Annotated in this window: 19 protein-coding genes and 1 pseudogene; 8 read left to right on the forward strand and 12 right to left on the reverse strand. The window is 68.9% G+C overall.

Annotation, left to right across the window (positions count from 1 at the left end; all coding sequences use genetic code 11):
* Both VGJ24_RS14495 and VGJ24_RS14500 read left to right on the forward strand, forming a co-directional pair.
* Nucleotides 1-472: pseudogene (locus VGJ24_RS14495) on the forward strand (hypothetical protein); the annotation flags it as partial.
* Nucleotides 469-1707, forward strand: coding sequence for a pyridoxal phosphate-dependent aminotransferase (locus tag VGJ24_RS14500; RefSeq protein ID WP_331501342.1), 1239 nt, complete (start codon nt 469-471; stop codon nt 1705-1707). The pseudogene VGJ24_RS14495 and the gene VGJ24_RS14500, both read left to right, overlap by 4 nt.
* Here VGJ24_RS14500 and VGJ24_RS14505 read toward each other — a convergent pair.
* Nucleotides 1616-2728 (reverse strand): hypothetical protein, encoded by a 1113-nt coding sequence (locus tag VGJ24_RS14505; protein WP_331501343.1) that lies wholly within the window; start codon nt 2726-2728, stop codon nt 1616-1618. The two genes, VGJ24_RS14500 and VGJ24_RS14505, sit on opposite strands and share 92 nt — an antisense overlap.
* Before the next feature lie 31 nt (nt 2729-2759).
* Here VGJ24_RS14505 and mgrA point away from each other — a divergent pair, with 31 nt between their 5' ends.
* The 3 genes from mgrA (at nt 2760) to VGJ24_RS14520 (ending at nt 6656) form a co-directional block, all read left to right on the forward strand.
* On the forward strand, nt 2760-3785 hold the full coding sequence (gene mgrA / locus VGJ24_RS14510; protein WP_331501344.1) for an L-glyceraldehyde 3-phosphate reductase: 1026 nt from the start codon (nt 2760-2762) through the stop codon (nt 3783-3785).
* Nucleotides 3786-4149: 364 nt separating this feature from the next.
* Nucleotides 4150-6411 carry a fibronectin type III domain-containing protein gene (locus tag VGJ24_RS14515; RefSeq protein WP_331501345.1) on the forward strand — a complete coding sequence of 754 codons (2262 nt, stop codon included), beginning with the start codon at nt 4150-4152 and terminating at the stop codon, nt 6409-6411.
* 116 nt (nt 6412-6527) lie between these two features.
* A complete protein-coding gene (locus VGJ24_RS14520; RefSeq protein ID WP_331501346.1) occupies nt 6528-6656 on the forward strand; it encodes a cupin domain-containing protein in 129 nt (42 codons plus the stop codon).
* Nucleotides 6657-6905: 249 nt separating this feature from the next.
* On the opposite strand, the gene VGJ24_RS14525 is transcribed toward VGJ24_RS14520, so the two are convergent.
* The 5 genes from VGJ24_RS14525 to VGJ24_RS14545 form a co-directional block, all read right to left on the reverse strand.
* The gene (locus VGJ24_RS14525; protein WP_331501347.1) at nt 6906-7817 is read right to left on the reverse strand and encodes a Gfo/Idh/MocA family oxidoreductase; all 912 of its coding nucleotides are present in this window, start codon (nt 7815-7817) and stop codon (nt 6906-6908) included.
* A gap of 64 nt (nt 7818-7881) precedes the next feature.
* The gene (locus VGJ24_RS14530; protein WP_331501348.1) at nt 7882-8973 is read right to left on the reverse strand and encodes a hypothetical protein; all 1092 of its coding nucleotides are present in this window, start codon (nt 8971-8973) and stop codon (nt 7882-7884) included.
* A gap of 686 nt (nt 8974-9659) precedes the next feature.
* A complete protein-coding gene (locus VGJ24_RS14535) occupies nt 9660-10430 on the reverse strand; it encodes an SDR family oxidoreductase (RefSeq protein WP_331501349.1) in 771 nt (256 codons plus the stop codon).
* 134 nt (nt 10431-10564) lie between these two features.
* Nucleotides 10565-11203: a response regulator transcription factor gene (locus VGJ24_RS14540; RefSeq protein WP_331501350.1), complete on the reverse strand. Its 639-nt coding sequence runs from the start codon at nt 11201-11203 to the stop codon at nt 10565-10567.
* On the reverse strand, nt 11200-12204 hold the full coding sequence (locus tag VGJ24_RS14545; RefSeq protein WP_331501351.1) for a sensor histidine kinase: 1005 nt from the start codon (nt 12202-12204) through the stop codon (nt 11200-11202). The genes VGJ24_RS14540 and VGJ24_RS14545 overlap by 4 nt, the downstream gene beginning before the upstream one ends.
* A gap of 165 nt (nt 12205-12369) precedes the next feature.
* Here VGJ24_RS14545 and VGJ24_RS14550 point away from each other — a divergent pair, with 165 nt between their 5' ends.
* Together VGJ24_RS14550 and VGJ24_RS14555 are read left to right on the forward strand one after the other, a co-directional pair.
* Entirely contained in the window at nt 12370-13143 is a 774-nt protein-coding gene (locus VGJ24_RS14550; protein WP_331501352.1) for an ABC transporter ATP-binding protein, read from the forward strand.
* A 23-nt stretch (nt 13144-13166) separates the two neighbouring features.
* Complete coding sequence (locus tag VGJ24_RS14555; protein ID WP_331501353.1) at nt 13167-13949, forward strand: ABC transporter permease subunit; 783 nt, start codon at nt 13167-13169, stop codon at nt 13947-13949.
* Between the two features lie 124 nt (nt 13950-14073).
* On the opposite strand, the gene clpB is transcribed toward VGJ24_RS14555, so the two are convergent.
* Nucleotides 14074-16662, reverse strand: a complete 2589-nt coding sequence (clpB, locus tag VGJ24_RS14560) for an ATP-dependent chaperone ClpB (RefSeq protein ID WP_331501354.1) — start codon at nt 16660-16662, stop codon at nt 14074-14076.
* A gap of 493 nt (nt 16663-17155) precedes the next feature.
* Between clpB and VGJ24_RS14565 the strand changes: the two genes are divergently transcribed.
* On the forward strand, nt 17156-17614 hold the full coding sequence (locus tag VGJ24_RS14565) for an aromatic ring-opening dioxygenase LigA (protein WP_331501355.1): 459 nt from the start codon (nt 17156-17158) through the stop codon (nt 17612-17614).
* On the opposite strand, the gene VGJ24_RS14570 is transcribed toward VGJ24_RS14565, so the two are convergent.
* The 5 genes from VGJ24_RS14570 to dnaK form a co-directional block, all read right to left on the reverse strand.
* Nucleotides 17607-18608 (reverse strand): serine hydrolase domain-containing protein, encoded by a 1002-nt coding sequence (locus tag VGJ24_RS14570; RefSeq protein WP_331501356.1) that lies wholly within the window; start codon nt 18606-18608, stop codon nt 17607-17609. The genes VGJ24_RS14565 and VGJ24_RS14570 overlap by 8 nt on opposite strands.
* Nucleotides 18609-18711: 103 nt before the next feature.
* A complete protein-coding gene (locus VGJ24_RS14575; protein ID WP_331501357.1) occupies nt 18712-19140 on the reverse strand; it encodes a heat shock protein transcriptional repressor HspR in 429 nt (142 codons plus the stop codon).
* Entirely contained in the window at nt 19127-20308 is a 1182-nt protein-coding gene (gene dnaJ, locus VGJ24_RS14580) for a molecular chaperone DnaJ (RefSeq protein WP_331501358.1), read from the reverse strand. Before dnaJ ends, VGJ24_RS14575 begins: the two co-directional genes overlap by 14 nt.
* Before the next feature lie 65 nt (nt 20309-20373).
* A complete protein-coding gene (gene grpE, locus VGJ24_RS14585; protein WP_331501359.1) occupies nt 20374-20985 on the reverse strand; it encodes a nucleotide exchange factor GrpE in 612 nt (203 codons plus the stop codon).
* 62 nt (nt 20986-21047) lie between these two features.
* Nucleotides 21048-22710, reverse strand: a 1663-nt coding sequence (gene dnaK / locus VGJ24_RS14590) for a molecular chaperone DnaK (protein WP_331501360.1), incomplete at its 5' end; no start/stop codon positions are given.

Consider the following 22710-nt stretch of genomic DNA (forward strand, 5'->3'; position numbering starts at 1 on the left):
GCGCGCGGCCCGCGGCGGGACGATGATCGCGCCCGGCCCCCTGGAGGCGCCGATGCAGTGCGTCGACGCCCGCGACATGGGTGCCTGGACGGTCCGGCTCGCGGAGCAGAGGACCACCGGTGCCTTCACGGCTGCCCGGCCGTCCACGACGTTCGGCGAGCTCCTGACCGAGACGGTGTCCGCGCTGGGCAGCGACACCGAGCTGATCCCGGTCGACGGTGACTGGCTGGTGGAGCAGGGGGTCGACGGCGCCCAGCTCCCGCTCTGGTCGGAGGGCAGCGCCGAGTTCGCCCTGGCCATGGGCACCTCGCGTGCCGAGGCTGCGGGCCTGACACATCGGCCGTTCGCCGACGTCGTACGCGACACCCTGGCGTGGGCCGAGGCCCACCCAGACCAGTCGCATGCCCGCCAAGGCCTCGCCCCGGAACGTGAGCAGGAGCTGCTCACGGCCTGGGCCGCCACGCAGGCATGACCCTCGCGCACCGCCTCGACGGCATCCCGCCGACGATCTTCACCACGATGTCGGCGCTCGCGGTGCGCACGGGCGCAGTCAACCTGGGCCAGGGCTTCCCCGACGTCGACGGCCCGGTCTCGGTGCTCAACGCCGCCCAGGAGGCGATCTCCGCCGGCGCCAACCAGTACGCCCCTGGCATCGGCATACCCGCACTCCGACAGGCGGTCGCGCGGCACCAGCAGCGCCACTACGGACTCGACCTCGACCCGGACACCCAGGTACTGGTCACCACCGGTTGCACCGAGGGCATCGCGGCGGCGCTCCTCGGGCTCGTGGACCCCGGTGACGAGGTCGTCGTGCTCGAGCCCTACTACGACTCGTACGTCGCGATGATCCAGATGGCCGGCGGGGTACGCCGCCCGGTCACCCTGCGCGCGCCGTACTTCCGCCTGGACGCCGACGAGCTTCGTGCGGCCGTCACGCCGCGCACCAGGTTCGTGCTGCTGAACTCCCCCCACAACCCGACCGGCACGGTGCTCACGCGCGCCGAGCTGCAGGCCGTCGCCGACGTCGCGATCGAGCACGACCTGGTCGTGATCACCGACGAGGTCTACGAGCACCTGACGTTCTCCGACCACGAGCACGTCCCGATCTCGACGCTGCCGGGAATGTTCGAGCGGACCCTCAGCCTGTCGAGCGCCGGCAAGTCCTACAGCGTGACCGGCTGGAAGATCGGCTGGGCGACGGGTCCTCCCGAGCTGGTCGCGGCGGTGCTGGCCGCCAAGCAGTGGCTGACGTTCACCTCCGGGGCGCCGCTCCAGCCCGCGATCGCCTCCGCCCTCGACGACGAGCCGGACTGGCCACGGGCGCTCGCCCGCGACCTCGAGTCGCGTCGAGACCTCCTCTGCGACGGACTCGCTGCGCTCGGGCTCGACGTACGCCGCCCGGAGGGCACCTACTTCGCGCTCACCGACATCACGTCGCTGGGGTGGCGGGACGGCATGGAGTTCTGCCTGGCCCTGCCCGAGCGGGCCGGTGTCGTCGCCATCCCGACGCAGCCGTTCCACGACAGCGGCGCCGGAGACCAGCTCGTGCGCTGGGCGTTCTGCAAGGAGGCAGATGTCATCGAGGAGGCACTGAAGCGACTGGCCGGCGCCGACCTCAGCGGCTCACCAGCCAGGCCTTCACCTCGGGCCGCACCAGCAACGCGAGGGTCGTCACCGCAGCCGCGAGCGGGATCAGCACCAGGATGAAACCGAACGTCGCGAGCAGGGTCAGGATCACGACACCGATGGTCGAGACGAGCAGGGCGTACCACCCCCAGCGGTGCCGCAGGAACACGACCACCGCGAGTGCCCCGGCGGCCAGCGACCAGACGATGACCAGGGATCCGGTCACGTAGCCGATCACGAGCAGGTCATGGTCGCTGAACCCACGCTCGGCGAGCTGGGGGTCCTGCTCGTGCATGCGGTCGAGCACGGTCGCGGAGTCCGCCGCGAGGACGGCCAGCGATCCTCCGACGAGGAGAGCCGTCATCAGGCAGAAGGTCCAGACCAGGAGGCAGGCGCCCAGCAGCGCGTTCGGGCGGGTCGGGCGGATCGGGCGGGCCGAGCGGGGCGGTCCGGGCGGTCCAGGCGCGTCGTACGGGGAGGTCGGTGGCGGAGCCCAGGCGTACCGCGTGCCCGGCGGGGCCTGCGACGAGGCCGGTGGTGCGAGCCATCCCGGGGTCGGTGGCGGACGTTCGGGGCTCGGCCCCTGAGAGGGACCGGGACCGGGCGGGGTCGACCGAGGGGCGGACGGGGCGGACGGGGCGGCCGGCCGGTCGGGCTTCTCGGTGGTGGCACCGTCCTGGAACCAGACCCGGGCGGGGCCGAACCACAGGGTGGCGACCGCAGCCGCGACGCCCGAAGAGAAGATTCCGTCCGCCGCCAGTCCGGCCAGGAACATCGGGACGGCGAGCACCGACATCACGAGCCGCGCACTCCGGCTGCGGCGGAGGGTCTGGAAGCCCAGCACCGCGATCGCAGCCGCACAGGCGCCCGCGATCATCGAGATGATCTTCACCGTGACGAGCAGGTCGGCCATCGTGATCCCGCTCTTCCTCAGGACGGGATCGTCGAGCCATGGGCGGAGCGTCTCGCGCGTGTCGATCGTGTGCAGGCCGGCGATGCGGTCCCATACCGCGAGCACGACGAACACCGAGCCCACCATCGCGATGCCGCAGGCGACGGTCACCTGCGGTGGCCGAGAGGGGGTGGTGGAGGGCTCGCTCACGCAGTCCATTGCACCACGGCAGGATGGACCCATGACGTTCGAGGCAGCCGACACCCGGTACGACCGCACCGACTACCGCCACACCGGACGGAGTGGTCTGCAGCTCCCGCCATTGTCCCTGGGTCTGTGGCAGAACTTCGGCGACGACCGTCCCGAGGAGACGCAGCGTGCGATCCTCCGCCGGGCCTTCGACCGGGGAGTCACGCACTTCGACCTGGCGAACAACTACGGGCCGCCGTACGGCCGCGCCGAGGAGAACTTCGGGCGCTGGATGCGCGAGGATTTCGCGCCGTACCGCGACGAGCTCGTGATCTCGACCAAGGCGGGCTACGACATGTGGCCGGGGCCGTACGGCCAGGGCGGCGGCTCGCGGAAGTACCTGCTGGCCTCCCTCGACCAGTCGTTGGGGCGGATGGGCCTGGATTACGTCGACATCTTCTACAGCCACCGGTTCGACGCCGACACCCCGATCGAGGAGACGATGGGTGCCCTCGACACCGCCGTGCGGTCCGGTCGGGCGCTGTACGCCGGCATCTCGTCGTACTCCGGCGCGAAGACCAAGGAGGCCGCGACGATCGCCCGGGAGCTCGGGACTCCCCTGCTGATCCACCAGCCGTCGTACTCCATGCTCAACCGCTGGATCGAGAAGGACCTGCTCGACGAGCTCGAGGAGCAGGGCATGGGCTGCATCGTGTTCTCGGCCCTGGCGCAGGGGCTGCTCACCGACCGCTACCTCGACGGGGTGCCGTCGGACTCGCGTGCGGCGCGGACGGACTCGACGATCGCCGGGCTCGACTCCGCCGTCCTCGACCGGGTGCGGTCACTCAACGAGGTCGCCCAGCGGCGTGGACAGAAGCTCGCCCAGCTCGCGCTGCAGTGGGCCCTGCGCGACCCGCGCGTGACGTCCGCCGTCATCGGCGCCTCCAGCGTCGAACAGCTCGACACCAACCTCGACGGCCTCGACTTCCCGCCGCTCACCGACGACGAGCTGGCCGAGATCGACCGGTACGCCGTCGAGTCGGGCATCAACCTCTGGGCGAAGTCCATCGAGGAGTAGCCCATAGCGCCGCGAAGGGCCTGGTCGCGCCAATCCAGGCAGCCATGAGGACATGGATGGATCGAGGCGAGTCCAGCCAGACCGACGGGTGGTGGCGGTCGCGCGACCTCGCTCCTTGCTCACGTAGCGGGAGCGCGGTCCATCACTGGACGCGATGGTCCGGTGTCATTCCCGGGACGCGGGGGGACGCGAATTTCATCAATTGGGGAGTGGTGGCGTGCCTCCATGGCTTCCTAACGTGGCGTGGGCGTCCCGTCGGGTCTCGCATGACGGTTCCTCCTCCCCGGGTTCTGCCAGGAGGGGCGCGACGGGGTTACCAGAGCGATCGCGCGCTGTGGCCGAGCACACGAGGCTGGGAGCCGTCATGACCCTCAACGTCAATCCGCACCAGCATCATCTGCTCAGAGGGCTTCTTCTCCGGGGCGGCTGCGCGGCCCTCTGCTGGGGGGTACTGGTCCTCCCACAGGCGGCGGCGGCCACGCACCACTCGCCTACCGAGCCCACCACGACAGGCGGGTCCCATGTCTCGCGGGTTGTCAGACTGGCAACCACGGAACCGAACGACGAGATCCACAGCAGTCTCGGTGACTCGAGCAGCGAGATGTGGCTGTACTGGCACGGCCCGGACAATCTCGTGCAGTACGGACTCGACTCGACGTACGGTCATTCAGCGACTGCGAGCAGGCCCACCATCGCGCCGAAGGAGCTCGGAGGTCTCTGGCAGGTCCGTCTGACGAACCTCGCACCCGGCACGACCTACCACTACCGGATTGGCGCCAGCGGCCTCGACCACACGTTCAGGACCGCCCCGACCGGTGACTTCGTCTGGACCGACATCGGCGACACCGGCACCAGCTACTCCGGCGGCGGCTGCGCCAAGCCGTGGATGAGCCAGGTGTGGCAGCAGCTCGCCGACGAGCACCCCGACGTGGTCACCCATGGCGGCGACATCACGTACGCGAACTCCTGCGGCCTCCCTTCGATCCACCAGTACTGGAACGACATCGCCCCGTTGGCGACCCAAACCGCCATGGAGTACGCGTGGGGCAACCACGAATCCGCTGGAAGCGACTCGATCGCCAACTACAAGGGCCGCTTCAACGCACCCCATGCACAGACGATCCCCTTCGACTCGGCCAGCCTGACGACCAGCCCCGGTTGCCCTTCACCGACGAACCCGAACGTCAACGGCTGCCAAGGCGACGACTGGGGCTACTTCACGGCTGGGCACGCCCTCTTCATCAGCTATCCCGAGCCCTGGTCCGGTGCCTTCGCGAGCTGGCACACCGCGGCGGACGCTCTGATGGCGCAGGCGGAGGCTGACCCCGACATCTACTTCATCGTGACGTTCGGCCACCGTCCTGCGTACGCGAACGGCGGGATCTCGGACACGACCCTGCAGCCGGTCCTGGACGCCCTGGCCGACAAGTACTCACCGGTCGCCCGTCCGGACGGCAAGTACCTCCTGAACGTGGCCCACCACATCCACAACGGTCAGGTCCTCGCTCCGAAGCACGGGCTGCTGCACGTGATCGACGGAGGCGGCGGCGATGAAGAGACCAACGTCAAGAAGAATCCGGGGACGCCGTGGCTGACCAATCACCTGGAGCACCTGCGTGTGACGTTCAGTGGCGATGAGATGAAGCTGGACTTCATCTGCGGCCCGCCGTACCCACCGAACCCCAGCCTGGACGCGTGCACGCAAGGGACCGTCCTGTACAGCCAGACTCTGACCGGCTACCAGGGCAACGTGACTCCGCGGGACCCGGTGCTGAGCACCAGCGTGACCGACGGTGGAGTCTCCAACGCCAAGATCGGTGACAACCTCACGTACCGGGCGACGGTGCAGAACACGCGCTCCGGCTCGACCGCCGTCGGCACGCGAATGTCCTTGACGGTGCCGCCCAACCTCACCGTGCTCGACCCCGGAGGCGCGACGATCAACGCCAACACGCTGAGCTGGGACCTGGGTGATGTGGCTGGCGGACAGAGCATCACCAAGACGGTGCAGACGCAGCTGACGTCAGGCAGCGTGGGAGAGTTGTTCCGCGTCTCTGTGCAGGCTCAGACGACCGACAATGCCTGTGCTACCTCCGGGAGCGTGTGTACGGCGTTCGACACCGACCAGATCGTTTCGTCCCAGCCGGCCAAGGAGTACGTCACCAACACCGGCTTCGAGGCGAACAAGGTCGGGTGGACCGGTCTGTACAACGGTTTCTCCAAGACGGCGCGCTACTCCAAGGCCCAGCATGACGGCGTCTACAGCCTGAAGATCATCCGTTCCACCAGCACAGCCGGGGCGGCCGGGGTGGTGTCGAAACCCAGCTGGGCGCCTTCCATCACTGCCAACGCCAACTTCGCTGCCAGCGTCTGGGTGCGGGGCCAGAAGACCGGGCGGACCCAAACGGTGGTCGTGCAGATCAACGAGGTCAGTTCCGCTGGAGTCGTCGTCGGCTCGGCCAGCAGCAGTCTGAAGTTCAGCGACCTGACCTGGCACCAGCTGCAGGTTCCCTACACGAGCGTGGGCAACGGAGACCACCTCGACTACGTGATGTACAGCCCCGACCTGAACGCCAATGCCTGGTTCCTCACCGACACCGTCAGTCTCCTCGGATCACAGCCCTGAGAGCCCACGCATCTCTTCTCGGACTCGGAATTGCTTTCGAAGGAACGACCCGGCTGCGACCGGCCTCCGGGGCGCGCGCCCCGAGCGAGCGCGAAGCAGAGCCACGCGTCCACGACGTGCACGACGGCCACGACGGCCACGACGGCCACGAATGGATCTACGTCCTGTCAGGAGACGTACGGCCGATCCTCGGCGACGAGGACCTCATCCTTCGCGCAGGCGATGTCGCCGAGTTCGACCCCTGATCCCACACTGGTTCGGCAGCACCGGCCAGAAACCCTCCGAGATCCTCAGCATCTTCGAGCGACCCGGCGAACGCATGAACCTCAGGACCACGCCATTGCAGCGATAGACCCAACCGCAACCAGGCGAGCTGCGGGGAGCAAGTCGACGCCGTGCGTCTACCGCCGGGAGTTGGCCGACTAGCGAGTGCTCTTGATCCCGGGAGCTCATCAGGAGTCGTTCGCCCAGCCTGCTCGGCCGTTGCCGGCACGTCAGGTGTCGCGGGCCGCGTCGATCTGGGCCTGGGCGTCGGAGAGTAGGTCCACGATCCGGGCGCCGAAGGTGACGTCGACCTCGTGCGGCACGCCGCGATCGGCCGACTCCACGAGTTCCCGGGCCGCGATGGCCAAGAGATCTGACTGGGAGCCTTCGGGGCGTGGGGGCATGCGGGACACGCCGGCGTCACCCCACACCGCGGCCTCGAATCCGGCCGCAGCCGGTGGCGCGAACAGGGTGAGCTCAGCGGTGCTGGTCGCGCCGGACTCATGACGGATCACCAGAGTCACGAGGTCGCCGGCACCACCGACGGCCGTGAGCGACCTGGCCGGGCCGAGGGCAGCACTCAACGTTGACAGTGCGTGCGGGCCGGTATCCCATAAGGCCCCGCTCTCCCACCGCCACGATGAGGAGCCGAACGGATTGCCCGGCTCCTGCAGCGAGCTGAACGACCGCAACCAGCCGCCACGCCAGCCCTCTGTGGTCCGCACTTCCCGGAACCACGTCCGCGATGCATCGGCGAACCGATCGGTGAAGAAGACGACCGAGGCCACGCCGGCCGAGGTGGCGGTGTCACGCAGGGCGTCGGCGGCTGCCACGGTCAACGCCACCGGCTTGTCCAGCAGCAGGTGCTTTCCCGCGTTCGCGGCCATCAGCGCGAGCTCTGCCTGGATCTCTGGAGGCACAGCGAAGGCGACGGCGTCCACCTCCACCAGCAGCGCCTCGAAGTCGTCGTAGACCGAGACACCCAGCTCCATCGCCAGAATGCGCGCCCGCTCCGGGCTGCGACCCCAGACACCGACAAGCTCGACACCCTCGGCCGCCAACAACCCCGGGCCGTGCGCCATGCCCGCCCAGGGCCCCGTACCCACCAGACCGAATCGCACGAGGCACGCTACCTCGCTCACGCCGAGCGGTCCCCACACGTCCCAACCGGGCTCCGAACGCTTCGGCGGTGATGCTCACTCCTGGTCAGTCCGTCGTGTGCTGGCGTGTGCGCCATTGCGGCACGAGGGCCGTTGCGCCGGTGAGCGGAATGGAGATAGTCGCACTGTCGCCGCCGCGGCTCACCTTGATGTCGAGGACATCGCCGACGTTCATGCGCACGATCTCCGGGTAGCGCGGTAGTTCGATGTCTTCTCGATCGTGGAGTCCCGCACGGTCCGCAGCTCCCGCTGGGACCAGACCTCGAACGTGACCGGTGACGAGTGTGGAGGAGTCGAATCCGAAGTCGGGAACCGGCACGTCGACCATCTCCATCTCGAACTGCGACCCGAAGGCGTCCTCGGAAGGACGGCCCGCCCCGGTGATGACCAGGTCGTCCAGATGGGGCATCTCGGGACTGTGCAGCGTGTTCTCGACGCGGGTGCACCAACCAGAGATGCCGATCTGCTCGCCCGCGCTGCGGTCGCGCACCACGCCTCGCACCAGGTCATCGACCCGCACCTTCTGAGCCGTTTCTCGCCTCAGGCGCGCGTCCAGGTCGGCGAGGTAGAACATGCCTCTGACGTAGGGCAGTCGGTGGGCCAGGAAGTCGGAGAAGAACAGCCGTTGGGCTTGCTGGATCGAGAGCCCGCGTCGAGGGTTGGCGTAGCACTCGCGGGCCGCGACGTTCACCGCCGCAAGGAACGCCGCTTGGTCGAGCATGCCCGCGCGTAGCGGCAGCACCAGTGAGTAGTAGTCAGCCGATCCCTCGACGAACCAGGTCTTCTCGTGGTCCGACCCGTCCAGGTGCAACCACTCGTGGACGAGCTCGTGCGCGAGCGTCTCATACAGCGACCCGACGTCCAGGGGCCGCGACGGGTTCATGGCCATCACGAAGGAGGCTGGATGAGCCGAGGCGTTCGCGCCGCGATGGGGGTGCGCGCGCAGGAAGACCCGGTAGGGATGGGCGGGGGCACCGAACGTATGTGACATGAGGTCGTAGGTGGTGCCGAGCCTCGCGCTGAAAGAGTCGACGTCGATGCCGGGGGGCGTGAGCCACCACGTCGACAGCGGTCCCTCGCGCAGGTGTTGCTCCCTCAGGTCGCCGCACATGAAGTAGGTGTCCCCGAGGAGCTCCAACCCCTTCCCTGTGAGAGGAGCGCTCGCTGATGCGTCTTCTCCGAGGCTGCATACGCCGAGCCATACGTCCGTGGCGTTGTCCGGTTCGGTAGGCGTGCGCCAATGCAGGTCGAACGTGAGGTCCTCCGGTCCTGGCGGAAGCAGCACGAAGCACTTCAAAGCGCCCGAGAGTCCACTTCCCTCGGCACGAAGCTCCAGGGGCGGCGTGGCGGCCTGTGGCTCCTCGGCCGCCGGGTGGGCCGCGTACGAATACTCGATGGCGCCCGATGTCTTGCGCCCGACCTGCCAGCAACGTGTGGGCCCGGCCTCGTCATCTTCGAAAACACCGACGGTCAGAGGCAGTGGACCCCGGTCGTCATGGGCGGTGACGGCGTCTCCGCCCAGGTCGACGCTGGGTGCCCCTGCGATCGTGTCCGGGACTTGAGCAAGTACCTGGTTCGAATCGAGAGAAACCCCGTCCCAGACACAGGTCACGATGACTGCTCGGTCAGGCTGGACCGACAGCGATACAGACAGGTGAGGCATGGCACTCCTCGTCATCGCCTCAGCATGCTGTGCGACCACAACAAGCCGTCACCCTGACACGCGAGGCCGACCACCAGGTGAGCACGGGCCAGCTGCTCCGAGTTTGCGGTCTCCCGCGCCCCGCGCAGATGTCCGCGCGAAGTCCACAGGCATAGGCCTGGTCAGGAGAGGTCCCTCAGTCGTAGGACGTTGGTGTCGAGGGCGATGACATCGTCGGCTCTGGTGGCGATGGATCGCCAGTCGTCGATGGCGGCCCGGAAATATCGTCCGGAGAGTTGATCGAGCATCCCCGAGTCGAGGTCGGAGATGAGATCGAGAGACGTGTCCATGGAAGTCCAGGTGTCTTCGTCGTCCCACACGTCGGCAAACACCTCGGCCGTCATGTCCGTCTTCACCATGCCGGGCGACATCGCGAACACGCGGACGCCCGACGCGAAGCACTCTCCGGCGAGCGCCTCGGTGAACCGGTTGACCGCCGCCTTGCTCGCCATATAGGCGGAAGTGATAGTGCCGTCATTGTCGAGGCCGACAGGGAAGGTCGCTGCCCCTGAGGACAAATTGATGATCCGACCGCTTCCACGCGCCATCATCGCGGGGAGCACCGCGCGACTGCACAAGTAGGTGCCCCGCACGTTGACCGCGAGCACATCCCACCACGTCTCAGGCATCACGTCCCACGTGAGACCACTTCCCCCGGAGATCCCCGCATTGTTGACAAGCAGGTCTGGCACCCCGTGGTCCAGGGCGATCCGGCCGAACACGTCCTCGACGGCAGCCGGGTCGCTCACGTCCAGTACGAAGGGAAAGGCGCCAGTCTCCTGCGCCACCTGATCGAGACCGGATACCCGGCGGCCGATCGCCACCACAGCCATCCCTGTCGAGGTCAATCGTTGGACCAGCGCCCGACCGATCCCTCGGCTGGCTCCGGTCACGACTGCAAGTCGACTCGACACGCCGCCGACTCTAGGTGCTCAGAAGACCCGGGGTGCACCTAGACAGAGGGCCGACAACGGGCGCGACAGGCACTCCGCGTGATTCGCCGTGCAGCGGGATGTCGCGTGTGTCTTCATCGTGTGGTGTGGGCGAGTATGGCGAGCTGGATCCGGTCCCGCGCGTTCGCCTTGCCCAGCAGGCTACTGACGTGGGTCTTGACCGTTCCGTGCGTGATGTGGAGGTGTGCGGCGATCTCGGCGTTCGACAGGCCTTGGGCGATCAGATCAAGGACCTCGCGTTCGCGTCGTGTGACCGTCGTCAGGGCGTTGGTGGCCGGAGGACCGGTCGACGACTGCTCGACCAGCCGGTCGATCACACGCCGTGTCACACCCGGGGCGAGGAGTGCCTCACCGCTCGCGACGATGCGAACGGCCTCTTGCAGCTGCGCAGCCGGTGTGTCTTTCAGGAGGAAACCGCTGGCGCCTGCTTGCAGAGCACCGAAGAGATACTCGTCGAGGTCGAAGGTGGTCAGGACGATGACCCGCGTCCTGGTCCGACCCACGATCGTTCGGGTCGCTTCTATGCCGTCCATGCCCGGCATCCGTACGTCCATGAGCAGCACGTCCGGCTCGGTCATGGCTGCCAGCTCGACCGCAGAGGCACCGTCGACCGCCTCCCCGACGATCTCCAGGTCGTCGGCTGCGTCGAGGATGCCGCTGATCCCGGCGCGGACCAATGGCTGATCGTCGGCGACGGCGACACGTAGCGTCACGTGCGCACCGTCGATGCGGTCGCCGGCACGGCGCACGGCAGTACGACGTGAAGCGTGTACGTGCCGTCGGCGGTCGTGGCCACCTCCATGTGACCGCCGAGGATCTCGACGCGTTCTCGGATCCCGGACAGCCCGTGGCCCGGTCGTGGCGTGCCGTCCCGTACGTCGGCCCGGACGGCCGGCAGACCCGGCGACGTCGTTCGCAGGCCGGGCCCGTTGCTCAGGGTGACCCGTAGCTGCTCATCGACCCGCTCGATTGCCAGCCTGGCTGTACGGGCGCCGCTGTGTCGCAGCACATTGGCAACGCCTTCTTGAACGACGCGGTAGATGCACAGCTGCAGGACTGCGGGCAGCGCGTCGTGTGGGGGACTCGGCTCGTAGTCCACGAGAAGGCCGGCCGCAGCGGTCCGGGTGAGGAGGTCGGGGAGATCGGCGAGACCCGGTGCCGGTTCGAGCGGCGTGTCTCCACCCGGGTCCTCTCGATCGGTCGGCCGACGCAGGACGTCGAGCATCTGGCGAAGCTGACGGAGGGTCTCGTGACCGGTGTCCTCCACGACGTGCAGAGCGCGGAGAGCGGCTGCCGGGTCACCCCGTCCCATCAAAGCCCCGTACTCCGCCTGGATGGTGATCACGCTCATCCCGTGGGAGACCATGTCGTGCAGATCGCGGGCGATCCGCAGACGCTCGTCGTACACGGCCTGGGCGGCGGCAACCTCCCGCTCGCGAGCGGCTCGTCGGACCTGTTGCTCACGGTGACCCGCCCATAGCCAGCACGCCGCCCACACCACGGTGCAGATGAGAGCGAGCAGCACGGCTCGATCCGAGGTGGAGACATAGAACGCCGGGGCGACCACGGCGATCATCAGTGCCGCGAGAGCGAGTCGGAGGGGGGAGAAGAGGGCAGCCAGGCCGACCGGGATCAGCATCGGAACCCACCACAGGTACACCCAGCCGGTCGTTACGATGGCCAGGGCACAGGCGCCCACAGCCGTCACTGGCATGGCGAGACGAAACGCCGCGCCGCGGTTCCGCATCCGAGCAGCCTACGGCTCCACCCCGCCCCGGGCCTCTGCCGCCAGACATAGTCCTCGAGACCGGTGCGCACCTGGTCAGGAACCCGTCGGGCGCCCGATGCGCATGCGGATCGGGCACTCGAGTCTGGGGGCATGCCCTCCTTGCCAGATGTCCAGGACCCCGTGGTCGTCGACCGTGTCGGCAAGACCTACGGTCCGCACCGGGTCATTGACGAGCTCAGCTTCCGGCTGCGCCCCGGCGAGCTGACCTGCCTGCTCGGCCCCAACGGCGCCGGGAAGACCACGGTGATCCGGATGCTGCTCGGCCTCACCACGCCGACCGAGGGCGAGTGCCTGGTCGGCGGTACGACGTACCGGGCGCTGGCCCGCCCGTTGACCTGGGTCGGATCCCTGCTCGACGGACCGGCGGCTCACCCCGGCAGGACCGGTCGACGACACCTCCGAGCCTTGGCAGCCTCGAACGGGATCGACAGTCGACGGATCCGCGTCGTCCTCGAGCAGCTCGACCTCACCGGTGCGGCCGACCAGAGGGTCGGCGAGTACTCCCTGGGCATGCGCCAGCGCCTCGGACTGGCGGCTGCATTGCTGGGCGAGCCACCCATCCTGATCCTCGATGAGCCGGGCAACGGCCTGGACCCCGCAGCACAAGCGTGGCTACGACAGGTGGTGCGAGGACAGGCCGACACAGGGCGCACGGTCCTCCTGTCCACGCATCTGCTCTCCGAGGTCGCGGTCACCGCCGACCGCGTGTTGGTCATCGCCGGTGGGCGCCTCCTCGCTGACGCCACGCCCGACGAGCTCACGTCCGGTAGCAGCAGCCTCGAAGGCGCGTATCTGCGGCTGACCTCTCCCTTCTCGACCCACTCGGCTCCACCCGACCAGCCGCAACCCGGAGGCCTCCAGTGAGAAGGACACCGGGTCTCCCGCGCGTGTCCGGTTCTGCGGTACGCGCCGAGGTCGTGAAGGTGTTCGGGTTGCGCTCCACCTGGGCACTCCTGCTGACCGCCAACTTCGTCGGACTCGTCATCGGCGTCATGACACTGCACTCGGTCGCGGCGTCATGGTTCTCCCTGTCGAGCGCTGACCGCATGGGCTTCGACCCCACCGCCGATGCCCTGACCGGGTTCCAGTTCACCCAGCTCGCACTCGGCGCCTGGGGCGCTCTGGTCGCCACCGGCGAGTACGCACACGGCACCATCTCCTCGACACTCACCGCCGTACCTCGCCGCGGGAACGTCTATGTGGCGAAGCTGGTCGTGCTGGCATCGGTGTCGGCGCCGCTGAGCCTCATCACCGTGGTGGCGACCTGGACGCTCGGCCAGACCGCGCTGCGCGGACAAGGACTGGACGCTTCCTGGGACGACCCCGGCGTCGTCCGCGCCCTGGTGAGCGCCACGCTGGTGCTCACCGTGGTGACCGTGCTGGGGTACGGGCTCGGCGCCCTGCTCCGGCACACCGCACTGGCCCTGTCCGCCATGGTTGCCGTCCTGTTCCTGGCATGGCCGGCGGCCCGGGCGATCGAGAGCATCACGTACCTGCCCGACCGCTGGCTGATCGCCAACGCCGCCGACGCACTCGTCAGCACCCATCCCGTCACCGGCCCGAACGCGTTACGCACACCGACCCCCGGCGCAGCGGTGCTCGAGATCGTTGTCTACCTAGTGGTCATCCTCGGCCTCGGCGCATGGAGATTCCACCGTGACCCGCCATGACCGGGCCGTCGACTCGTCGTCAAGAGAGGGAACGAAGTGCGCAACCTGCTGGCCGTCGATGCTGGTGGGACCAGACGACGAGAGCGGCTGCGTCACACTCCGCCGGCTCTGAGGGCGCCGGTCCTCAGGCGGGTTGCAGGGTGAGCTCGCCGTCCGCGACGTCGACGGTCACCTTCCCGCCGTCGGTCACCTCACCGCTGATCAGCAGCCGGGCGAGCCGGTCGCCGATTGCGGTCTGGATGAGCCGCCGCAGGGGGCGGGCGCCGTACGCCGGGTCGTAGCCGGTCTCGGCCAGCCAGGCCCGGGCGGTCTCGGTGACGTCGATGGTGATCCGGCGGACCGCCAGCCGCTTCTCCAGCAGCGACAGCTGCAGGTCGACGATGTGCGCCAGCTCGTCCTTCGACAGCGCGTCGAACACCACAATCTCGTCCAGCCGGTTCAAGAACTCCGGCTTGAAGCTGGCGCGCACCATCGACATCACGGAGTCGCGCTTGGCCTGTGGCTCGAGCGTGGGGTCGACCAAGAAGTTCGAGCCGAGGTTGGAGGTCAGGATCAGCAGCGTGTTGCGGAAGTCCACCGTGCGGCCCTGGCCGTCGGTCAGGCGCCCGTCGTCGAGCACCTGGAGCAGGATGTCGAACACCTCGGGATGCGCCTTCTCGACCTCGTCGAGCAGTACGACGGAGTAGGGACGCCGGCGGACGGCCTCGGTCAGCTGGCCGCCCTCGTCGTACCCGACGTAGCCCGGAGGCGCGCCGACCAGCCGGGCGACCGAGTGCTTCTCGGAGTACTCGCTCATGTCGATGCGGACGATCGCGCGCTCATCGTCGAACAGGAACTCCGCCAGCGACTTGGCCAGCTCGGTCTTGCCGGTGCCCGTCGGACCGAGGAACAGGAACGACCCGGTCGGCCGGTGGGGGTCGGAGATGCCGGCCCGCGACCGTCGTACGGCGTCACTCACCGCGCGTACGGCGTCACGCTGCCCGATCAGGCGCCGGCCGATCACGTCCTCCATCTCGAGCAGCTTGGCGGTCTCGCCCTGCAGGAGCTTGCCGGTCGGGATGCCGGTCCAGGCCTCGACGACCTCGGCGATCTGCTCGGCGCCGACCTCCTCGCCGACCAGCGGCTCGACGTCCCTCTTCTCGGACGCCTCGACCGCCTCGAGCTTCTTCTCCAGCTCGGGGATCGACTCGTACCGGATCTTCGAGGCGCCCTCGAGGTTCCCCTCGCGGAGCATCTTGTCCGCCTCGATCCGCAGCTGGTCGAGAGCGCGACGGAACTCGCCCTCGCCCTCGAGGGACGCCTTCTCGCTCTCCCATCGGGCCTCGAGCCCGCGCAGCTGCTCCTCGGAGTCGGCCAGATCTGCGCGGAGCTTCTCCAGCCGCTCCTTCGAGGCCGCGTCCGTCTCCTTCTCGAGCGCGAACTCCTCCATCTTGAGCCGGTCGACGGTACGGCGGAGCTGGTCGACCTCCTCGGGCGACGACTCGATCTCCATGCGCAGCCGCGATGCCGACTCGTCGATCAGGTCGATCGCCTTGTCGGGCAGCTGGCGGCCGGTGATGTAGCGGTCGCTGAGGGTGGCGGCGGCGACCAGCGCGGCATCGGTGATCCGGACGCCGTGGTGGGCCTCGTACTTCTCCTGGATGCCACGCAGAATCTGGATCGTGTCCTCGACCGAGGGCTCGCCGACGAACACCTGCTGGAAGCGGCGCTCGAGCGCTGGGTCCTTCTCGATGCGCTCGCGGTACTCATCGAGCGTGGTCGCGCCGATCATCCGGAGCTCGCCGCGCGCCAGCATCGGCTTGAGCATGTTGCCGGCGTCCATCGCTGAGTCGCCACCGGCACCCGCGCCGACCACGGTGTGCAGCTCGTCGATGAAGGTGATCACCTGGCCGCCGGAGTCCTTGATCTCCTCGAGCACGGCCTTCAGCCGCTCCTCGAACTCGCCACGGTACTTCGCGCCCGCCACCATCGCAGCGAGGTCCAGTGACAACAGCCGCCGGCCCTTGAGCGAGTCGGGCACGTCACCGGCGACGATGCGCTGGGCGAGTCCCTCGACCACCGCGGTCTTGCCGACTCCGGGCTCGCCGATCAGCACGGGGTTGTTCTTGGTACGCCGCGAGAGCACCTGGATCACGCGCCGGATCTCGGAGTCGCGCCCGATCACCGGGTCGAGCTTGCCGTCCTCGGCGGCCTGGGTGAGGTTGACGGAGTACTTCTCGAGGCTCTCGTACGTCGACTCCGCCTCGGGACTCGTGACCCGGCGGTTGCCGCGCAAGGCCGTCAGCCCTTCGCGCAACCCGTCGGCGGTGAGACCCGCGTCGAACAGCAGCTTCTGCGCGAGCGACTCGACCGTCGCCAGGCTGATCAACAGATGCTCGGTCGCGACGTAGTCGTCCTTCATCGACGCGGCGAGGTCGAGCCCGCCGGCCAGCACCCGGGTGAGTGCTGGCGAGGCGGCCGGCTGCTGCACGGTCGCACCACTCGCCTTGGGCAGCGCCTGCACGGCGCTCTCGGCCTGGGCGGCCAGCGCCGCGGCGTCCGCGCCCGCCTTGCCGACGAGCTGGCGCGCCGTACCGTCGGCGTCGCGCAGCAGCGCGGCGAGCAGGTGGACCGGCTCGGTCTGGGTGTTGCCCGCGGTGGTCGCCGCGAGCTGGGCGGTCTCGATCGCCTCGCGGCTGCGGGTCGTGAACTTCTCGGCCCCGAACTGGCTCATGTCGTCCTCTTCCGCTGGTTGAGGAGGTCGCGCAGCGACCGTCTCGAAACCAGCGCAGATCGATCGTGCGAGGCACCACTGTGGCCCTCTACCCTTCCCAACGAGCCAGAAGTTGAGTCGATTCCCCTCAACTTCGACATTTTTGGGACTCAGATGAGCACCCTGTCGCCGTCGACATACGCCGTGGACGCATGCGGACTTGTGCTGCACGGCCAGCAGTCGCGTCACCCGCACCTCCGGGTCGAGCTCCTCCCTGACCTCGCGCTCTCCGCCCCGGCAACCAGTGACTCGCCGGACCAGCAGTGTGCGGCCGTCGGATCGCGTCAGCAGCACGCCGGCAGCACGCCGGCAGCACGTCGGCAGAACAGACGAGATTCGAGTCTGCCGAGAGGTCCATGCCTCCAGTCTGCGTCACCCGGATCAGGGGAGGTTCCCTCCGGCACCGGTCACGATCATGAGTCGCGGTGACGGGCTCACCCACAGGGAGGAAACCATGTCCGACACGACAGCAGGGAGCACCGGCACGACCCAGCCGACCGGCCGTGGCGGAGTCCGCAGCATCGGCGTCATCCTGATCATCGCCGGCATCGTCTTCGCGGTCGCAGGGGTGGTCGCCTACATCGCGGTCCAGCAGACGTTGTCCGACCAGAAGATCGTGGTGTCCGACGACGCCGACATGTTCGCCGGCAAGGACGTGAAGGGGCCGTTCACGGCGTACTCCCAGGCGATCACGATCGGCAAGCACGCCAAGGACATCGCCGGCGGGAAGACGTACGCCGAGCTCCCGCAGGACGACCCCAACCGGGACACCGTGATGACGGCGTCGTTCCTTCAGGCGAGCCTGTTCACGTCGGTGGTCGCCTTCGGGGTCGCGGCGATGGCCACGGTGCTCGGCCTCCTGCTGATCCTCCTCGGCTGGGCCATCAGGCGGATGGCTCCACCCGCTAACTGACCCGCTCGCCGAGCAGCTTGACGACCGGCCAGGCGCCGTCCGACCAGTTCGACATGACGGTGACCGTGGTCGCGGTCGAGGGCGTGTGTGAGCTGGCGAACGAGACGCCCGCGTCGTACCCCTCCAGCCAGACCTCGTCGCCGGTCGCGTGCAGGTGGAAGCCGAGGCCGTAACGCTTCGACTCCTCCGGTAAGTCGCTACGCGGTCGGACCATCTCGCGGACCGTGTCGGCGCCGACGATCCGTCCGGCGAACAGGGCCTCCCAGAACGCGTGCAGGTCGCTCGCCGTCGTATAGATGCCGCCGTCGCCGACACCGAGGACGGGGAGATGGAGGACGTTGGTGCGCAGGCCGTCGACTGCCAGGTAGCCCCGGGCCGCCCGGCCGGGGAGCTCGTCCGACCGCAGGAAGGCGGTGTCCACCATGCCCGCGGGCTCACAGACCAGCGTGCGCACCAGCTCGTGGTAGCCGACGCCGCTCGCGCGCTCGGCCAGGAGCGCGAGCACGACGTACCCACCGTTGTTGTAGGCGAAGCGCTCGCCCGCGGGGAACACGCTCGGGAAGCCGTCGAGCACCGCCAGGTACTGCTCGGCCGTGGCAAGCCGGTGCACGGGCACGGGCATCACGTACGCCGTGATGTCGTCGAGAGCGTCCTCGTCGAGGTAGTCGCCGATCCCCGACCGGTGGGCGAGCAGGTGCTCCACGGTCACGTCGCCGGCGATCAGCGGTAGGTCGCGGCCCAGCAGTGACCGTGCGGTGGTGGAGAGCTCGAGGGTGCCACGCTCAACGAGCGCCATCACCACCAGAGCGGTCAGGCCCTTGGTCCCGCTCGCGGTCCCGAACTGCGTCTCGACGGTGTTCGGGATCTCGAGGGCGCGGTCGGCGAACCCGTAGGCGGAGCAGATCTCGGTGTCACCGGCGACGTCGACACGGACCACGCCGGAGAACCCGGTGCGAGCCGCGACCTCGTCGACCGCCTCCCGGAGCGCGTCCATCCGCGGAACCTACCAACGTCGCCTACGTCGAGAGGCAGGTCTCAACCACCAAGGGGTGGACCCGCCCTGCTGGGCTGACCGCCCGCACCGGTCCTGGCGCCGTTCAGTCGCGGGAGCGGCGCCAGACCACGACGGAGGCGGAGGGGTCGGGCCGGCGGAGCACGGGCAGTCGGTTGGCGTCGGTACGTCTGGGTGTCGCCGGCGCGCGGACGGCGTCGCGGGTGGCGGCGAGCTCGGCCACGAGCTCGGCGTTGCGGGACCGGAGGGCGGCGACCTGGTGCTCGAGCTCGAGGATGCGGCGTACGCCCTCGATGCCGACACCGCCGGCCGTCAACGACGCGATCTCGCGGAGCAGCTCGATGTCGTGGTGGCTGTACCGGCGCCCACCGCCGCCGGTGCGGCCCGGCATGATCAGGCCCATCCGCTCGTAGGAGCGCAGGGTCTGCGGGTGCAGGCCCGACAGCTCGGCCGCCACGGAGATCACGTAGACGGCGGCGTCGGGGCCGGCAGCACGCGGCTCACGCCGGGGCATCAGCGGCCTTCTCGAAGAGGTTGGCCCGCAGCGTGCCCTCGACGCCGGCGGCACGGTAGGCGGCGATCGCCTCGCGCGCGGGCTCGTTCAGCCGCGCGGGCACCTGCACCTGCACCGTCGCGAGCAGGTCGCCCTTGGTGCCGTCCTTCTTGGTGGCGCCCCGGCCACGCACGCGGAAGGTGCGGCCGTTCGGGGTGCCGGCCGGGACCTTCAGCGTGACCGGACCGCCGCCGAGCGTCGGGACCCTGATCTCGGCACCGAGGGCCACCTCATCGAACGAGACGGGAACGTCGAGCGTGAGGTTGTCGCCCTTGCGGCTGAACAGCCGGTGGGGCGTGACCTTGACCGTGACGAACAGGTCGCCGTTGGTTCCGCCGTTCTCGCCCGCGCCGCCCTTGCCGCGCAGTCGGATGCGCTGGCCGTCCTTGACGCCGGCGGGGATGCGCGCCTGGATGGTGCGCGCCGACGTACCGCGACCGGTGCCGTGGCAGGTCGGGCAGGCCTCGTCGTAGATCAGCTGACGACCGCCGCAGCGCGGGCAGGTCTCGTTGATCGAGAAACCACCGCCGGAGGAGTTCACGATGAACCCGGCGCCCTCGCACTCCGGGCAGATCCGCGGCTGCGTCCCGGGTTTGCCGCCCGTGCCGTGGCAGTCGGGACAGGCCGCGTCGGAGGTCAGCCGCAGGCTGATCGTGACGCCGTCGAGCGCGTCGGTGAAGGCGATCGTCGCGCTGCTCTCGACGTCGGCGCCCCGGACCGGACGGGTGCGGGCGCGGGTCCCCGCACCGCCCCGGCCACCGAAGATGTCGCCGAAGATGTCGCCGAAGCCGCCGGCCCGGTCGCGCAGCAGGTCGCCGAGGTCGAACCCGACCCCGCCGTCCGAGGACCCGCCGGGGAAGCCGCCTCGGAACCCTCCGCCCGCGTAGAGGCTCCGGAACTCGTCGTACTTCGTGCGCTTCTCCTCGTCGCCGAGAACGTCGTAGGCCTCGGCGACGGCCTTGAACTTCTCGTGCTTGGCGGTGTCGCTCGGGTTGGAGTCGGGGTGGTTGGCGCGCGCGAGCTTGCGGTAGGCCTTCTTGATCTCGGCCTGGGTGGCCTTCTTGTCCACGCCCAGCTCGGCGTAGTAGTCCTTCGTCGCCCAGTCGGCGCGTGCGCCGGTGTCGCTCACGGATTCCCTCCCCTCTCGTGTCTCGTCGGGTGTGTCGTCGGGTTGGCGTCCTCAGCGGCGGATGGTCAGCTGCTCGCCGGATCGACGACCAGCACCTGCGCCGCGCGGACGACGCGCTCGCCGATGCGGTAGCCGGCCTTGGCGATCACCTTGCACGTGGTGACCTCCACGTCGGGATCCTCCCCGATGTGGCTGAGCGCCTCGTGGATGCGCGGGTCGAACGCGTCGCCGGGCTCGCCGTACTTGACCAGGCCGGCGTTCGACACGACTCGCTCGAGCTGGTCGGCCACCGCCTGGAAGCCCTCGTCCAGCTCGCCGTGCTCACGGGCGCGATCGATGGTGTCGAGGACGTCGACGATCGGCGCGAGCGCGGCGTACGTCGCGTTCTCGCGGACGAGCTCCCGGTCGCGATCGACCCGGCGCTTGTAGTTGAGGTACTCGGCCTGGAGCCGCTGCAGGTCGGCGGTGCGCTCGGTGAGCGCCTTCTCGAGCTGCGCGGCATCCGGCGTCGTCGGGCCACCGGCGACATCGTCGAGCTCGTCATCGAACAGGTCGGACGGCTCCAGTGGGCCCCCTTCCTCGATGAAGTTGTCGACGCCGCTGATGTCATGGTCTCCCGGCGCGACGGCCGTCTCGGGAACGTCGGTCTCGGTGTGTGCTGCTGGCCGGGGTGCCACGGGTTCCTCCCCCTCGGTCGGAGGGGGAGCCGCTTCCTGCGGCTCCCCCCTCCGCCGTGCGGTCACTTGGACTCGTCCTCGCCGTCCGTGCCGGTCGTACCATCGCTGTCGTCGCCGGGCTCGTCCACGATCTCCGCGTCGACGACGTCGTCGTCCGCGGCACCGGTCGAGCTGTCCGTGCCACCGGCCGCGGACTGCTCCGCCTCGGCCGCGGCGTACATCGCGGCGCCCATCTTCTGGCTGGACTCACCGAGCTTGGTGACGCCGGCCTGGATCTCCTCCGAGGTGGCCTCGGCGTTCTCCAGGATCGCCTTGAGGGCGTCGACGTCGGCCTGGACCTCGGTCTTGACCTCGTCCGGGATCTTCTCGGCGTTGTCGCCCAAGAACTTCTCGGTCGAGTACACCAGCGAGTCGGCCTGGTTGCGCGTCTCGACGGCCTCGCGGCGCGCGGCGTCCTCCGCGGCGTACTGCTCGGCCTCCTTGACCATCCGGTCGATCTCGTCCTTGCCCAGCGCGCTGCCGCCGGAGATCGTCATCGACTGCTCGCGGCCGGACGCCTGGTCCTTGGCGGAGACGTGCACGATGCCGTTGGCGTCGATGTCGAAGGTGACCTCGATCTTGGGCACGTTGCGCGGCGCCGGAGGCAGACCGGTCAGCTCGAAGTTGCCGAGGGGCTGGTTCTGAGCCCACATCTGACGCTCGCCCTGCGCGACCTTGATCTCGACGCTCGGCTGGTTGTCGTCGGCGGTGGTGAAGATCTCCGACCGCTTCGCCGGGATCGTGGTGTTGCGATCGATCAGGGTGGTCATCACGCCACCCTTCGTCTCGATGCCGAGGCTCAGCGGGGTGACGTCGAGGAGCAGGACGTCCTTGACCTCGCCCTTGAGCACGCCGGCCTGGAGTGCGGCGCCGACCGCGACGACCTCGTCGGGGTTGACGCCCTTGTTGGGCTCCTTGCCGCCGAGCAGGTCCTTGACGACGTCGGTGACGGCCGGCATCCGGGTGGAGCCGCCGACCAGAACGACGTGGTCGATCTTGGCGACGTCGACGCCGCCGTCCTTGAGCACCGACTGGAACGGCGACTTGGTGCGGTCCAGCAGGTCGGAGGTCATCTTCTGGAACTCCGACCGGGTGAGGCGCTCCTCGAAGTGCAGCGGGCCCGACTCACCGTGGGTGATGTAGGGCAGGTGGATCGTGGTCTCGCTCGAGGAGGAGAGCTCGATCTTCGCCTTCTCCGCGGCCTCCTGGAGGCGCTGCATGGCGATCTTGTCCTTCGCCAGGTCGACGCCGTTGCCGTCCTTGAACTTCTTGACCATCCACTCGACGACCCGGGTGTCCCAGTCGTCACCACCGAGGTGGTTGTCACCGGAGGTCGCCTTCACCTCGATGGTGGAGAAGCCGTCGTCGTCCTTGCCGACCTCCAGCAGGGACACGTCGAACGTGCCGCCGCCGAGGTCGAAGACGAGGATGGTCTGGTCGCTGTCGCCCTTGTCGAGGCCGTAGGCCAGCGCCGCCGCGGTGGGTTCGTTGACGATGCGCTGGACGTTGAGGCCCGCGATCTCGCCGGCCTCCTTGGTCGCCTGGCGCTGGGCGTCGGAGAAGTACGCCGGCACGGTGATCACCGCGTCGGTCACGGTCTCGCCGAGGTAGGACTCGGCGTCCCGCTTGAGCTTCTGGAGCACGAACGCGCTGATCTGCTGCGGCGTGAACTCCTTGTCGTCGATC

This window comes from Nocardioides sp., assembly GCF_036493135.1.
Classification (GTDB): domain Bacteria; phylum Actinomycetota; class Actinomycetes; order Propionibacteriales; family Nocardioidaceae; genus Nocardioides.

Excerpts from the sequence above, each read along its gene's own strand:
- VGJ24_RS14515 (WP_331501345.1), top strand. The coding sequence starts at position 4,150 with ATGACCCTCAACGTCAATCCGCACCAGCATCATCTGCTCAGAGGGCTT.
- VGJ24_RS14500 (WP_331501342.1), top strand. The coding sequence starts at position 469 with ATGACCCTCGCGCACCGCCTCGACGGCATCCCGCCGACGATCTTCACC.
- clpB (WP_331501354.1), bottom strand. The coding sequence starts at position 16,662 with ATGAGCCAGTTCGGGGCCGAGAAGTTCACGACCCGCAGCCGCGAGGCG.
- VGJ24_RS14570 (WP_331501356.1), bottom strand. The coding sequence starts at position 18,608 with ATGGACGCGCTCCGGGAGGCGGTCGACGAGGTCGCGGCTCGCACCGGG.
- VGJ24_RS14575 (WP_331501357.1), bottom strand. The coding sequence starts at position 19,140 with ATGCCCCGGCGTGAGCCGCGTGCTGCCGGCCCCGACGCCGCCGTCTAC.
- VGJ24_RS14545 (WP_331501351.1), bottom strand. The coding sequence starts at position 12,204 with ATGCCAGTGACGGCTGTGGGCGCCTGTGCCCTGGCCATCGTAACGACC.
- VGJ24_RS14550 (WP_331501352.1), top strand. The coding sequence starts at position 12,370 with ATGCCCTCCTTGCCAGATGTCCAGGACCCCGTGGTCGTCGACCGTGTC.
- mgrA (WP_331501344.1), top strand. The coding sequence starts at position 2,760 with ATGACGTTCGAGGCAGCCGACACCCGGTACGACCGCACCGACTACCGC.
- VGJ24_RS14565 (WP_331501355.1), top strand. The coding sequence starts at position 17,156 with ATGTCCGACACGACAGCAGGGAGCACCGGCACGACCCAGCCGACCGGC.